The organism is Streptococcus sp. 1055, assembly GCF_013276815.1.
Classification (GTDB): domain Bacteria; phylum Bacillota; class Bacilli; order Lactobacillales; family Streptococcaceae; genus Streptococcus; species Streptococcus pseudopneumoniae.
Window position 1 is genome coordinate 1 of the sequence record NZ_VMLT01000015.1, and the last position, 14,003, is coordinate 14,003.

A 14,003-nucleotide genomic window follows, 5' to 3' on the forward strand; every position below is an offset into this window, starting at 1 on the left:
CTGTTTAAAATCTGTACTACATGCATAGCTTTATTATAACATGCTTGTTTGAAACTAAGCAACTATAAAATATTAGCAATAAGCCTATTTAGAGATTTTAATATAGGAGGTGAAAAATATAGAGCAACAAACTTTTATATCTATACTTTTGTTGAGAACTTAGAAAGTATAGGAGATAAACCGTCACAATGGAACTCTGATTTGAATCATTTACTCAATGAAGAGGGTATGTATCTGAATAAAGAGGCTTTGATTCATTTTGAGTATAATGAATCAGAAAAAAATATGGTATTATAAATAGGAAAAGGAGATAAATTATCATGGAAATTAATCAAGTAATCATTAACATTTCTGCTAGACATGTTCATTTAAAGAGGGAGCATTTAGATATTTTATTTGGTGAAGGATACCAACTAAACAAGTTAAAAGATTTGTATCAGCCTGGTGAATTTGCTGCTGAAGAACAGGTTACAATTCAGTCGGCATCTGGCGAGATTAATCGTGTCAGGGTATTAGGACCAATTCGTCCTTATACACAAGTTGAGGTTTCTAAAACAGATTCTAGATTATTAAAGATAACTCCACCAGTACGTACTTCGAGTGAGATTGAAAACTCTTCACCGATTACCATTATAGGACCTAATGGAAGAGTTAATTTAGATGAAGGGTGCATTATTGCTAATAGACATATTCACTTTGCCACAGAAGAAGCTGAGGAAATGGGTCTTAAAAATGGAGATATAGTTTCTGTTGAAGTAAAAAGCGAAAAAAGTGCTACTTTGCATGATGTTCATTGCAGAGTGAGTGATAAATATAGATTGGAAATGCATATTGATACTGATGATGCGAATGCACTTCTTTTATCAGGAGGTGAGATTGGCACGATTATAAAAGAGTAGAAATGGAGATTATCGAAAGTTGATTAAGGCATTAATAATTAGAAATTTGCAAATGTATACTAGATTTTTTCCAGTAGCTCTATTCCTGAATCGATTGTTAGATGCCATTTTTCAGCTTTTAGGGTATTGGTTAATTGCTCATTATCTTTTTAATAACAAATTAGTAGTTAGTCAAGTAGAAGTGATTGATTATTTTACTTTCGCTGCTGCTGGGATGCTTTACTACAATGTTGCTGTTGCTATTTTGATGAATGTAGGGCGTTCATTGATGGTTGAGGTCCGAGAGGGAACCTTGGAAAGCTTATTTATAACTCCATATAGTATTTTCAGCTATTATATAGGCGTGTTCATTGAACAGCTTGGAAGAACTTTTATGGAGTTTTGTTCACTTTTTATTATTTCTATTTTGCTCGGTGCAAAGTTCATGGCAACTCCAATATCCTATTGGCTGTTGAGTTATGTTGTTATTGTTTTAATATCATTTTCTATGAGTGTTTTTGTTGCTAACATAATGCTCTGGTTAAGAGATACATTTATAAGTCAGAATACGTTATTTATTTTGATATTTTTAGTATTTGGTGTTACATTTCCTAGGACAGTGCTTCTTGATTTTCTAAAATGTGTTGGTGATTTATTACCAATTACTTATGGCTTAGAGATAGTTAGACTAATATCTTCTGGAGATTTGGAATCGCTTCAACTATGTCTATTGATTTTTAAAGTTTTACTTCTCTCATTAGTTTTTATTGTGATTGGCTTGCTCAGCTATAAAAAGGTGGAGAAGAAAGTGATCGAATATTTAACAATTTAGGAGAATTCCGATGTTAGAAGTAAAAAATGTATCTAAAAGTTATCTTACAAAAACGAAGATTAATTTACTAAAAAGAAAAAGTAAGCTATTAATAATGTTTCATTAAAAATTCCAAGAGGAAAAATAATTGGAGTTTTAGGAGAAAATGGGGCAGGCAAAACAACCTTAATAAAAATGATGACAACGCTTCTAAAACAAGATTCAGGAGAAATTACAATTAATGGAATTGATATTAATGATAATTTAAAGGATACTCGAAGTAAAATCAATGTTATAAGTGATGGAGAGAGAAATCTTTTTATATGGTCTAAAATTGATACTTCAATTTCATATGACCACTTATTGAGAAAATTAACATCTGAATATGATGTGTCAGAGAAAAAAGCAGATAAAGACTTGAAAAGAATTATTAACCAATTTAGTGAACTTGAGTTTGTTTCAGTTAAGGGAGGTTAATGTTGCTTTTTCTGAAATATATTTAATGCTTATATCGAAAATACTTAGAAAAGTCTTGAAGTTTTGTGGCTCTTTATCAACTTGTAGTGGGGTGATGAAAAGAGTGGTTAATACTAGACATACTTCAAAAAGCATTGTACGATAGTAACATGAAATTAGCTAAACAAGAAATCACCTTTCTCTTTAAAGACCTTACTAAGCCTCTAACACAAAGTCTTCCAATCGTTCTGCTTTGTTTGATGGGAAAATCCTATCAAGAGATGATAGAGCGTCTAGACTGTAGTTTGGTGAAATTTAAAGAAGGATGAGGAGTTAGGTTCGGACTCTCTCCTTCAAGAAAGACGTGGTGGTTGTAACCACGTTTATATGACAGTCAAGGAATAGATAGTTTTCCGGTCATTTGAAAACTTCAGAGGAAGAGGAAGTTGTTACAGTAGATTTCCTGCAAAATCTAGATTGAATTGTAATAAAAATGAATTCATTGCTTATAACGTACCGGACTAGGATATACAGGCCGTTGTAGGACAAGTGTTCTAGAGATTGTTTCTCAGGAGGTTTAGTGATACTCCATTTCTTCAGTCCTATCAAAAGGAGATTAGTCGTTCCTACACAGGTGATGCTTTCTGTCAACTGTTGAAGCGACATAGCTGGCGCACTGTTGCCCTAGGTCCTAAGAAAGCAGGCGCTCAAACCATTGCCGCGTCTAAACATCCCATCTCTATTCAAGAAGGTAAGAAAACGCTTTAAAGATAGTAGATGCTTTCGTAAGCTTGGGTTCATGCATCAAAGATGAGGCTGGTTTCGGATAGGCAGTAAACTAGGATCTTGTTAGCCACCTAAAGGAATAGGTCCTCCTGTCCATAGTCATTCCGTGCATGAATTCTCTTACTGTTAGAGAGCTGTTGATGCTTATAGAGGAGCATCCTTTTTCCTGCTTGCCGGAGGATGCCATACTGAATGGAGGAAAGCTTGTTTACAAGAACTGTCACAGGCCTATCCAACTGATTTTATTTTACTAGTCATGGATCATGCCCTAGGGCATCCATCAAGTAGCTTAACTATTCCAAATCATATTGGCTTTCCCTTTATTCCCCCATACAGGCCAGAGATGAATCCTATTGAACAGATGCAGAAAGAGCTTGGTGAAGGTGGCTTCCAGAATAAAGCATTTCAAACCTTGGAAGCTGGCATTGATACATTTCAAGAGATCATACAAGGATTAGAGAGGAGTGTTGTAAAGTCCATCGTTAAAAGAGAATGAACCAGAATGCTTTTTGAAAATAGATATGAGTATTAGTTGAACTGCCCTATGCCGAACGGCACCTACGGTGGTGTGAGAGGGACTAGTCTTAGCCCCTACTCGATTCAATCTGTACCCACACAATTCTTCTTTTTTTATCTTGTGATTCACTCTGTTCTATTTTAAAATGAAATGGTAGCTACCAATACAAATGATGAGGATACAACAAATGACTGAAAATCGTTATGAATTAAATAAAAACTTGGCGCAGATGCTCAAAGGTGGGGTCATCATGGATGTTCAAAATCCTGAGCAAGCTCGTATTGCGGAGGCTGCAGGTGCGGCAGCTGTGATGGCCTTGGAACGGATTCCAGCTGATATTCGTGCAGCTGGTGGTGTTTCCCGTATGAGTGATCCAAAGATGATCAAGGAAATCCAAGAAGCGGTTAGTATTCCAGTGATGGCCAAGGTTAGAATCGGGCACTTTGTTGAAGCTCAGATTTTAGAGGCTATTGAAATTGACTATATCGATGAGAGTGAAGTTCTATCTCCAGCTGACGACCGTTTCCATGTGGACAAGAAAGAATTCCAAGTTCCTTTTGTTTGTGGTGCCAAGGACTTGGGTGAAGCCTTGCGTCGTATCGCTGAGGGAGCTTCTATGATTCGTACCAAAGGAGAACCGGGGACAGGGGATATCGTCCAAGCTGTTCGCCATATGCGTATGATGAATCAGGAAATTCGCCGTGTTCAAAACCTACGTGAGGACGAACTTTATGTTGCTGCTAAGGACTTGCAAGTCCCTGTAGAATTGGTTCAATATGTCCATGAACATGGAAAATTGCCAGTTGTAAACTTCGCAGCTGGAGGCGTTGCAACACCAGCAGATGCTGCGCTGATGATGCAGTTAGGGGCAGAGGGGGTCTTTGTCGGTTCAGGTATTTTCAAGTCAGGAGATCCTGTTAAACGAGCGAGTGCCATTGTTAAGGCTGTGACTAACTTCCGTAATCCTCAAATACTGGCTCAAATCTCTGAAGATTTAGGAGAAGCCATGGTTGGTATCAATGAAAATGAAATCCAAATTCTCATGGCAGAGAGAGGAAAATAGATGAAAATCGGAATATTGGCCTTGCAAGGTGCCTTTGCAGAACATGTAAAAGTGCTAGAAAAATTAGGAGTCGATAGTGTCGAACTCAGAAATTTAGAAGATTTCCAGAAATATCAAAATGAACTGTCTGGCTTGATATTACCTGGAGGAGAGTCTACAACCATGGGCAAGCTCTTACGAGATCAACATATGATGACTCCTATAAGAGAAGCTATTTTATCTGGTTTACCAGTCTTTGGAACCTGTGCGGGCTTGATCCTGCTGGCTAAGGATATCACTTCTCAGGACGAGAGTCATCTTGGAACAATGGATATGGTGGTCGAGCGCAATGCCTATGGACGCCAACTAGGAAGTTTCTATACGGAAGCAGAATGTAAGGGAGTTGGTCAGATTCCAATGACCTTTATCCGTGGTCCAATTATCAGCAGTGTTGGAGAAGATGTAGAAATTCTAGCAACAGTGAATAATCAAATCGTTGCAGCCCAAGAAAAAAATATGTTGGTAACTTCTTTTCATCCTGAATTGACTGATGATGTAAGCTTGCACCAGTACTTTATAAATATATGTGAAGAAAAAAGATAGTAAAAAAGCGCAAAAAATCACTTCCTGTGCTATACTATAATTGAAATTTTTTTAGTTTTTGCGTTAGAAATGTTTCCTCAGTCCTAGCGCCTTTTCTTTTTGATAAGTATGCTTGGTGGAGAGTAGTTTGTAAATGATTCTGAAGATCTTATGAGCACAAGCAATGACGGCTTTCATATTGCTTCCTCTTTAGGAAATTCGATTATAAAACTCTAAGCAGGCTCTGCCTGCTTAGAGTTTTACATGTAATAAACAATGGCGATGTATTGGAGTGCGGACGCAGCTAGGATAAAGAGATGCCAAATCATGTGGAAATAAGGTTTTTTCTTGGCGTAAAATCCAGCCCCAACTGTATAAGAGAGTCCGCCAGTTACCATGAGACTCCAGAAAATTGGTGTCGTTTGACTGATAATGGCAGGAATGATAGCCAGAACCAACCAGCCCATAATCAGGTAAAGAGCAAGGCTAAATTTTTCATTGACTTTTTTAGCAAGGATTTTATAGAGAATACCAAAGATGGTCGTTCCCCATTGGATAGCAATAATCAGATAGCCAAACCAGTTATTCATCAAGGTTAAGACGACTGGCGTATAAGAGCCTGCGATAGCCACATAAATCATAGAATGGTCAATAATTCTCAAGACGTATTTGTGGGTCGAACCATAGGCCATAGAGTGGTAAATGGTGGATGAGAGGAACATGAGAAAGAGACTGATAACGAAAATGGAAACGCCGATAGAGGATAAAAAGCCATGTGCTTCGTAACTATAGGTGGATGAAATAGGGAGTAAGATGAGCATGATGACTGCACCCACAGCATGGGTCACACTATTAGCAATCTCTTCTCCGAAACTGAGTTGTTTGCTGAGTTTAAGACTAGTGTTCATTGGATTACCTCCTCTTGAGTATGATGGATTAAGGCTAGGGTTTGATGATAGAGTTTAACGGTTTGGCAGCTGGTTTGGATGATAGGGTTAGCTGGGTCAATTCCTTGGTTCATGTAGTTCACAAAAGCATCGTAGAGTTGCTCTGAACTTGCTTGACTTTGTAGAGTATTCAGTGTCTGAGCGATTTCTTGAATCGAAAATACAGACTTGAGGGTTGTGATAGCAATCAGACGGGCAATCTGTTGACGTTGGTATTTTTTCTTGTCAGGTTTTGTCAGGTAACCATGTTTGACATAATTGTTAACCATAGATGCTGTCAAGCCTTTGTCTTTATCAGGAGAGATAGGGGCACAGACCTGATTGACATAGAGTAAAACCTGGTCCAGATAGAGGTCAATATTTGGAATTTCTGCCCATTTTGGGTAGGAAAAGGTAGTTTTCATTTTCAACTCCTTTTTATCTAGTTTTAATAACTAGATTATAAAATAACAAAAACAGAAAGTCAAGTTTTAACTGCTTGTAGAAAGACTTAAATTATGCTAGGATGGGAGAAACTAGTCAGAAATGAGGAGAAAAGATGGAGATTCGTTTAGCTTTTCCAAATGAAGTAGATGACATCATGCAAGTGATGGAGGATGCTAAAAAATGTTTAGCGGATGCTGGTAGTGACCAGTGGCAAAATGGTTATCCAAATGCTGATATTATTATTGAAGATATTATCTCAGGTCAAGCCTATGTAGCCTTGGAAGAGGGAGAACTACTAGCCTATGCTGCTGTGACCAAGAGTCCAGAGGCAGCCTATGAAGCCATTTATGAAGGCAACTGGCAAGTTGGGGAGTCAGAGTACCTAGTCTTTCACCGTATTGCTGTGGCAGCAGATGTGCAGGGACAGGGAGTTGCTCAAACCTTTTTAGAGGGCTTGATTGAAGGTTTTGATTATCTAGATTTTCGCTCAGATACGCATGCTGAAAACAAAGCTATGCAGCATATTTTTGAAAAACTCGGTTTTAAACAGGTTGGTAAGGTTCCAGTTGATGGCGAACGCTTGGCCTATCAAAAATTAAAGAAATAATGCAAAAGAAGTATGTAAAAATGCTCTATTCTTCGCCGATTGGCTCCCTTTCTCTCGTAGCTGATGACCATTATTTGTATGGAATTTGGGTTCAGGAGCAGAAGCATTTTGAGAGGGGACTAGGAGATGAGACGATAGAAGCAGTTGTTAGTCATCCCATTTTAGACCCAGTTATTACTTGCTTAGATGCTTACTTTAAAGGCAAGCCTAAGGATTTATCCGACTTGCCCTTGGCTCCAATTGGAACGGATTTTGAAAAGCGAGTTTGGGACTATTTACAGGGAATTCCTTATGGTCAGACAGTGACATATGGGCAAATAGCCCAAGACCTGCAAGTGCCTTCTGCTCAAGCAATTGGTGGAGCGGTAGGACGCAATCCTTGGTCTATTCTAGTACCTTGTCACCGTGTGCTGGGAGCAGGCAAGCGTCTGACTGGTTATGCCGCAGGAGTGGAAAAGAAAGCCTGGCTCTTGGAGTATGAAGGCGCAGATTTTAAAGATATAAATAATAGAAAGTGAAAGACATGTTAGAATTTATCGAATACCCAAAATGTTCAACTTGTAAAAAAGCAAAACAAGAATTAAACCAACTCGGTGTGGACTACAAAGCCGTCCATATCGCCGAAGAAACACCTAGCCAAGAAGTTATTTTAAACTGGCTGGAAACCTCAGGGTTTGAATTGAAGCAATTTTTTAACACCAGTGGAATCAAATACCGTGAATTAGGGTTAAAAGATAAGGTAGGAAGTCTGTCAAACCAAGAAGCAGCTGAGTTGCTAGCAAGCGACGGCATGTTGTTAAAACGGCCAATTTTAGTAGAAAATGGAACTGTTAAACAAATCGGTTATCGAAAACCTTATGAAGAATTGGGATTGAAATAGTTTTTACTTATCTCTCTGATAGATAAAATATATAACCTCCCTGTTTTAAAGTATGATAAACTAGTAGGTAGACAAAGACTGTATCTGACCGTAGCAAATAATTTCATTGACGGCAGAAGTATGGTAGAATGAATCATTATCAGGAGAGGATGTTTTTATGAATGTTACAACGATTTTAGCATCAGATTGGTATCAAAACTTGATGCAATTGATTCCGGATGGCAAGCTTTTTAGCTTGCGTTCGGTCTTTGATGGAATTCCGAGAATTGTTCAACAACTTCCAACAACGATTATGTTGACAATTGGTGGTGCCTTTTTTGGCTTGGTTTTGGCGCTTCTTTTTGCCATTGTGAAGATCAATCGTGTCAAGATTTTATATCCCTTGCAGGCCTTCTTTGTTAGTTTCTTAAAAGGGACACCGATTTTAGTGCAGCTCATGTTGACCTACTACGGAATTCCTTTGGCTTTGAAAGCTCTCAATCAGCAATGGGGAACTGGTCTCAATATCAATGCGATTCCAGCCGCTGCTTTTGCGATTGTCGCCTTTGCCTTTAATGAGGCAGCTTATGCTAGTGAAACCATTCGTGCAGCCATTCTCTCAGTTAACCCTGGTGAGATTGAGGCGGCACGCAGTCTGGGTATGACCCGAGCGCAAGTTTATCGACGAGTGATTATTCCAAATGCAGCAGTTGTGGCAACTCCAACCTTGATTAACTCCCTCATCGGCTTGACCAAGGGAACTTCCCTAGCCTTTAGTGCGGGTGTTGTGGAAGTCTTTGCCCAAGCTCAGATTTTGGGTGGTGCCGATTATCGTTATTTTGAGCGCTTCATCTCCGTTGCTCTTGTTTATTGGGTAGTCAATATCGGAATTGAGAGCCTTGGTCGTTTCATCGAGAGAAAAATGGCTATTTCTGCACCAGATACAGTGCAAACAGATGTGAAAGGAGACCTTCGTTAATGATTAAGATTTCGAATTTAAGCAAATCCTTTTCAGGACAGACTGTCTTGGATCATCTGGACTTGGATATTCAAAAAGGGGAAGTTGTAGCCTTGATTGGTTCTTCAGGAGCTGGAAAATCAACCTTTCTTCGCAGTCTCAATTATCTTGAAACACCTGATAGTGGCTCGATTCAGATTGATGATTTCTCGGTTGATTTTTCTAAAATCACTCAAGAAGAAATCCTTGCCCTACGTCGCAAGTTATCTATGGTATTTCAGCAGTTTAATTTGTTTGAGCGCCGTACAGCACTTGATAATGTGAAAGAAGGCTTGGTTGTTGTCAAGAAATTATCTGACCAAGAAGCGACTAAGATTGCCAAGGAAGAGTTGGCTAAGGTTGGGCTTTCTGATCGTGAAAACCATTACCCTCGCCATTTATCAGGTGGACAAAAGCAACGGGTTGCCTTGGCGCGTGCGCTTGCTATGAAACCAGATGTCTTGCTCTTAGATGAACCAACTTCAGCCCTTGACCCAGAATTGGTCGGTGAAGTAGAGAAGTCTATTGCAGATGCTGCTAAGTCAGGTCAGACCATGATTTTGGTCAGTCATGACATGTCCTTTGTAGCCCAAGTGGCTGATAAGATTCTCTTCTTAGATAAGGGGAAAATCATCGAGTCTGGAACACCAGATGAGATTATCCACCATCCTAAAGAAGAGCGGACAAAAGAATTCTTCGCTAGTTACAAACGGACTTATATTTGATATAATAGATAAAGAAAAACTCAGTTAGCTGGACTAGCTGAGTTTACTCTTTAAAAAAGATAGAAATGAGAGAAATCATGCTACTGCAACTATTTTCTTTATATTTCGAGAGTTTGATCTTAACCACCATCCTCGTCCTGATTTTTTTAGGAATTTGGATTGGACTGAGAGCCATGTCGGGAGTTGATAAGACAGCCAAGGCTCGCCAAGCCCATCTCTATGATATGATTATGATTGGGGTCTTGGTTGTTCCAGTATTATCCTTTGCGGTTATGAGTTTAATTCTTGTTTTCAAGGCATAATCCTTGCGTGATTGACAAGAAAGAGTTAGAATAAAGATAGTTACAACAAGAAAGAAGGAAACTATATGTACGATACTATTATTATCGGTGCTGGACCTGCAGGGATGACTGCAGCCTTGTATGCTGCTCGAAGCAATTTGAAAGTAGCTTTGATTGAAGGTGGTCTGCCAGGTGGTCAGATGAATAATACATCTGATATCGAAAATTACCCAGGATATGCTAATATTAGTGGACCTGAATTGGCAGAAAAGATGTTTGAACCGCTTGAAAATCTCGGTGTTGAGCACATTTATGGATATGTTGAAAATGTCGAAGACCATGGTGATTTTAAGAAAGTGATGACTGACGACCAAACATATGAAACTCGTACCGTTATCGTAGCAACTGGTTCTAAACACCGTCCTTTGGGAGTACCTGGAGAAGAAGAACTGAACAGTCGTGGTGTTTCTTACTGTGCTGTGTGTGATGGTGCTTTCTTCCGTGACCAAGATTTGTTGGTAGTTGGTGGTGGAGATTCAGCTGTTGAAGAAGCCCTCTTCTTGACTCGTTTTGCTAAGACTGTTACCATTGTTCACCGTCGTGACCAACTTCGTGCTCAAAAGGTTTTACAAGACCGCGCCTTTGCGAATGAGAAAATCAGCTTTATCTGGGATTCTGTAGTGAAGGAAATCAAGGGTGAAAACCGAGTAGAATCTGTCGTATTTGAAAATGTGAAAACAGGTCAAGTGACAGAACAAGCCTTCGGTGGCGTCTTTATCTATGTTGGATTGGACCCTCTTAGCGATTTTGTTAAAGAATTGAATATCCAAGATCAGGCAGGCTGGATTGTGACAGATAACCACATGAAAACTGCAGTTGACGGTATCTTTGCAGTTGGAGATGTTCGCCAGAAAGACCTTCGCCAAGTAACAACAGCGGTTGGAGATGGAGCTATCGCTGGTCAAGAAGCCTATAAATTTATCACAGAACATAGTTAATCATAAAAAAGTTTCCAATCAGATGACTGGAAACTTTTTTATAGTCTGTTTCGGAAAACTTCGTACATGAGAATGGCCGCAGCAACACTGGCATTAAGGCTTTGAACATGGCCATTCATGGGAATGGTAATCATTTCATCGACCTGTTTTTTAATGTTGCTAGAGATGCCTTTTCCTTCATTTCCGATGATGAGGGCGATTTTCCCTTTTGTATTCCACTTATGGCAAGGAGTACCGTTCATATCCGTTCCAAAGGTCCAGAAGCCTTCATCCTTGACTTTGTCCAGAGTTTGGCTCAGATTGGTCACTCGGGCGATGGGAACGTGCTCGATAGCACCTGTGGCCGTTTTGGCAACGACGGGGGTAACACCTACAGCACGGTGCTTGGGAATGATGACACCTGAAACATTGGTCGCATCGGCTGTTCTCAGGATGGATCCTAGGTTGTGAGGGTCAGTCAAACCATCCAGAATCAATAGCAAAGGATTTTCTTCTTGGCGTGTTTTGGAAAGGATGTGATCTAGCTCGCTATAGGCAAATTCGGACACTCGTAAAACAAAACCTTGGTGGACAGCACCTTCAGTCATCTCAGAGAGGGATTTTTTTGAGGTCCAAGAAATGGACACCTTCTTTTCTGTAGCCAGTTCCTTGACTTTCTCAAGATTCTTACCTCGGAGATTTTCTTGGAGGTAGAGTTTGTTTCCAGTATTTGCAAGGAGGGCTTCGGTAACGGCGTGGACGCCATAGACAATATCATTTGTTTTCATGCCTCTATTATAACACAAAACCCCGTCTTGCAACGGGATTTTCTTTATTCTAGAATCAGTAAACCATCTTTAACTGCAAATGGGTCTTTTTCATTGATACGATCGTAAAACATGATACCGTTAATGTGGTCAATTTCATGCTGAACAACAATGGAGTTGTAGCCTTTGAGTTTGATACGGTGTTTTTCTCCATCTTTGTCAAAGTAGTCAACAGTAACGCGGGCATGGCGAACAACATAGCCAGGCACGTTGCGGTCTACAGACAGGCAACCTTCTCCTTCACCAAGAGCAGCGTCTTGAACAGAGTGAGAGACGATTTTTGGATTGTACATAATGGCTTGCAAGTCGTAGGCTTCCTGCGGAGTTTCGCCTTCTTCAACAATATTAGGTACCAAAACAGCGATAATGCGTTTTGAGATATCCAATTGAGGAGCAGCCAGTCCAACCCCACCGCGGAGTCCCAATTTTTCAGCCATGACAGGATCTTGGGAATGTTTAAGGAATTGCATCATCTTTTCGCCAAGGATGATTTCCTGATCAGATAAGGGGAAAGTAACTTCCTCAGCAACTGCGCGTAGAGTTGGGTTCCCCTCGCGGATAATATCGTTCATATCAATTAAGTGAGCAGCTTTTGTAATACGTTCTATTGCAGACATTTTCTCTCCTTTCATTACCTCTACATGATATCACAAAATGTCAAGGATTGAAAGTATTATAGCCTTTAGGATTTATAGAAAATAGATAGGAAGTTCAATTCATACTCAATGAAAATCAAAGAGCAAATTAGGAAGCTAGCCGCAGGTTGCTCAAAACACCGTTTTGAGGTTGTGGATAGAACTGACGAAGTCAGTAACATATATACGGTAAGGAGACGCTGATGTGGTTTGAAGAGATTTTCGAAGAGTATCAATTATGAAAGAAATCCTTATCTGTGTTATAATAAAAAGAAAAGGCTTGCATAAGAAAGTAGGGAGAATGAAGATGAAAAGAAGACAAAATCGGAATCAGGGTGGTTTAGCTTTTCGTTTTATGAAGGGCTTGGTAAACTTTTTTAGGAGTTATCGCAGGTGGAGCAATAAAGGATTTGTGGCGGTACTCTTGCTAGCAGTTGCTTTATCAATGGGCTTGGTCTTGTTGGTTGAAAGTTTCCAAGGAATCCCTTTAACCAGTCAAAAACGAGATACTATTTCTCAAGAGGGGACTAAGCAAAAGTCTCAGGAGCAGGAAGAGGAAAAAACTGCCAGAATTATGGCTAATGGGGATTTGCTCTACCACGATGGACTTTTCTTTTCAGCTAAAAAAGAAGACGGTACCTATGACTTTCATGAGAATTTTGAGTATGTGACTCCTTGGCTCAAGCAAGCAGACTTAGCTATTGGTGACTTTGAAGGAACCATCAATAAGGATCATTATTTAGCAGGTTATCCTCTCTTTAATGCTCCTGCTGAAGTTATGGATGCCATTAAGGATGCAGGTTATCATGTGCTAGATTTAGCTCATAATCATATTTTGGATTCGCAAATTGAAGGAGTTATTTCAACGGCCGATATTATTGAGAAAGCTGGAATCACTCCAATCGGAGTTTATACGCACGAACCACGTGATCAGGCTCCGCTGGTCATTAAGGAAGTGAATGGTATCAAGGTTGCTCTTTTGGCCTATTCCTATGGATTCAATGGCATTGAACAGTATATTGCTCAGGAAGACTATAATCGTTATCTTTCAGATTTAAACGAAGATAAGATGAAGTCTGAAATTGAACGTGCAGAGAAGGAAGCGGATATCACCATTATCATGCCTCAGATGGGTGTTGAGTATCGATTGGAACCAACTGAAGAACAAAAAGCTCTTTATCACAAGATAATTGATTGGGGGGCGGATATCATCTTTGGAGGGCATCCTCACGTTGTTGAACCATCTGAAACGGTTGAAAAAGATGGAGACAAGAAACTCATTATCTATTCAATGGGGAACTTCATTTCCAATCAACGGATTGAATCTATGGGAGATGAAGAAAATGCTAAGTGGACTGAACGTGGCGTTCTCATGGATGTAACCATTAAGAAGAAGGATGGAAAAACAACTATCGGAACAGCTAAAGCTCATCCTACTTGGGTCAATCGAACACCAAAGGGAACCTTTTCACCAGAAGGCTATCCTTTATATCATTATCAAACCTATATCTTGGAAGATTTTATCGAGGGTGGCAGTCATCGTGACCAGTTAGATGAAGCGACTAAGGAACGAATTGATACAGCCTATAAAGAAATGAACGAACATGTGGGATTGAAGTGGGATTAGCTTGAATAGACTTCCTGCGAAAC

General features: G+C 39.6%; 17 protein-coding genes and 2 pseudogenes. 15 read left to right on the forward strand and 4 right to left on the reverse strand.

The window, feature by feature from the left end; all coding sequences use genetic code 11:
• Positions 1-320 precede the first annotated feature (320 nt).
• The 7 genes and pseudogenes from pduL (at position 321) to pdxT (ending at position 5,093) form a co-directional block, all read left to right on the forward strand.
• Positions 321-899 (forward strand): phosphate propanoyltransferase, encoded by a 579-nt coding sequence (gene pduL / locus HT699_RS01630; protein ID WP_000405172.1) that lies wholly within the window; start codon positions 321-323, stop codon positions 897-899.
• 19 nt (positions 900-918) lie between these two features.
• A complete protein-coding gene (locus HT699_RS01635) occupies positions 919-1,710 on the forward strand; it encodes an ABC transporter permease (protein ID WP_172934046.1) in 792 nt (263 codons plus the stop codon).
• Positions 1,711-1,836: 126 nt separating this feature from the next.
• Positions 1,837-2,166 carry a PqqD family peptide modification chaperone gene (locus HT699_RS01640; protein ID WP_230554368.1) on the forward strand — a complete coding sequence of 110 codons (330 nt, stop codon included), beginning with the start codon at positions 1,837-1,839 and terminating at the stop codon, positions 2,164-2,166.
• Between the two features lie 209 nt (positions 2,167-2,375).
• Positions 2,376-2,547, forward strand: a pseudogene (locus tag HT699_RS11615) (IS630 family transposase); the annotation flags it as partial.
• Positions 2,548-2,742: 195 nt separating this feature from the next.
• Positions 2,743-3,427: pseudogene (locus HT699_RS11620) on the forward strand (transposase); the annotation flags it as partial.
• Positions 3,428-3,635: 208 nt separating this feature from the next.
• A complete protein-coding gene (gene pdxS / locus HT699_RS01650; protein ID WP_023939837.1) occupies positions 3,636-4,511 on the forward strand; it encodes a pyridoxal 5'-phosphate synthase lyase subunit PdxS in 876 nt (291 codons plus the stop codon).
• Complete coding sequence (gene pdxT / locus HT699_RS01655) at positions 4,512-5,093, forward strand: pyridoxal 5'-phosphate synthase glutaminase subunit PdxT (protein ID WP_172934047.1); 582 nt, start codon at positions 4,512-4,514, stop codon at positions 5,091-5,093.
• A gap of 239 nt (positions 5,094-5,332) precedes the next feature.
• On the opposite strand, the gene HT699_RS01660 is transcribed toward pdxT, so the two are convergent.
• Both HT699_RS01660 and HT699_RS01665 read right to left on the reverse strand, forming a co-directional pair.
• The gene (locus HT699_RS01660) at positions 5,333-5,980 is read right to left on the reverse strand and encodes a hemolysin III family protein (RefSeq protein WP_001097999.1); all 648 of its coding nucleotides are present in this window, start codon (positions 5,978-5,980) and stop codon (positions 5,333-5,335) included.
• The gene (locus HT699_RS01665; RefSeq protein WP_000858721.1) at positions 5,977-6,423 is read right to left on the reverse strand and encodes a DUF1836 domain-containing protein; all 447 of its coding nucleotides are present in this window, start codon (positions 6,421-6,423) and stop codon (positions 5,977-5,979) included. The genes HT699_RS01660 and HT699_RS01665 overlap by 4 nt, the downstream gene beginning before the upstream one ends.
• A gap of 134 nt (positions 6,424-6,557) precedes the next feature.
• Between HT699_RS01665 and HT699_RS01670 the strand changes: the two genes are divergently transcribed.
• The 7 genes from HT699_RS01670 (at position 6,558) to trxB (ending at position 10,912) form a co-directional block, all read left to right on the forward strand.
• On the forward strand, positions 6,558-7,052 hold the full coding sequence (locus HT699_RS01670; protein ID WP_000405855.1) for a GNAT family N-acetyltransferase: 495 nt from the start codon (positions 6,558-6,560) through the stop codon (positions 7,050-7,052).
• Positions 7,052-7,570 carry a methylated-DNA--[protein]-cysteine S-methyltransferase gene (locus HT699_RS01675; protein WP_023934081.1) on the forward strand — a complete coding sequence of 173 codons (519 nt, stop codon included), beginning with the start codon at positions 7,052-7,054 and terminating at the stop codon, positions 7,568-7,570. The genes HT699_RS01670 and HT699_RS01675 overlap by 1 nt, the downstream gene beginning before the upstream one ends.
• A gap of 5 nt (positions 7,571-7,575) precedes the next feature.
• Entirely contained in the window at positions 7,576-7,932 is a 357-nt protein-coding gene (locus HT699_RS01680; protein WP_023934080.1) for an arsenate reductase family protein, read from the forward strand.
• Between the two features lie 157 nt (positions 7,933-8,089).
• Positions 8,090-8,890 (forward strand): amino acid ABC transporter permease, encoded by an 801-nt coding sequence (locus HT699_RS01685; protein WP_001103446.1) that lies wholly within the window; start codon positions 8,090-8,092, stop codon positions 8,888-8,890.
• Positions 8,890-9,633 carry an amino acid ABC transporter ATP-binding protein gene (locus tag HT699_RS01690; RefSeq protein ID WP_000590965.1) on the forward strand — a complete coding sequence of 248 codons (744 nt, stop codon included), beginning with the start codon at positions 8,890-8,892 and terminating at the stop codon, positions 9,631-9,633. Before HT699_RS01685 ends, HT699_RS01690 begins: the two co-directional genes overlap by 1 nt.
• A 77-nt stretch (positions 9,634-9,710) precedes the next feature.
• Complete coding sequence (locus HT699_RS01695) at positions 9,711-9,935, forward strand: DUF4059 family protein (protein ID WP_000926599.1); 225 nt, start codon at positions 9,711-9,713, stop codon at positions 9,933-9,935.
• Between the two features lie 65 nt (positions 9,936-10,000).
• Positions 10,001-10,912 (forward strand): thioredoxin-disulfide reductase, encoded by a 912-nt coding sequence (trxB, locus tag HT699_RS01700; RefSeq protein ID WP_000272299.1) that lies wholly within the window; start codon positions 10,001-10,003, stop codon positions 10,910-10,912.
• 38 nt (positions 10,913-10,950) lie between these two features.
• Here the strand turns inward: trxB and rlmB are convergent, their stop codons facing one another.
• Together rlmB and def are read right to left on the reverse strand one after the other, a co-directional pair.
• Positions 10,951-11,679 (reverse strand): 23S rRNA (guanosine(2251)-2'-O)-methyltransferase RlmB, encoded by a 729-nt coding sequence (gene rlmB, locus HT699_RS01705; RefSeq protein WP_000855765.1) that lies wholly within the window; start codon positions 11,677-11,679, stop codon positions 10,951-10,953.
• Between the two features lie 44 nt (positions 11,680-11,723).
• Positions 11,724-12,335 carry a peptide deformylase gene (def, locus tag HT699_RS01710; protein WP_001272952.1) on the reverse strand — a complete coding sequence of 204 codons (612 nt, stop codon included), beginning with the start codon at positions 12,333-12,335 and terminating at the stop codon, positions 11,724-11,726.
• A 325-nt stretch (positions 12,336-12,660) separates the two neighbouring features.
• Here def and HT699_RS01715 point away from each other — a divergent pair, with 325 nt between their 5' ends.
• Positions 12,661-13,980 carry a CapA family protein gene (locus HT699_RS01715; protein WP_138705910.1) on the forward strand — a complete coding sequence of 440 codons (1,320 nt, stop codon included), beginning with the start codon at positions 12,661-12,663 and terminating at the stop codon, positions 13,978-13,980.
• The last annotated feature ends 23 nt before the right edge of the window (positions 13,981-14,003 follow it).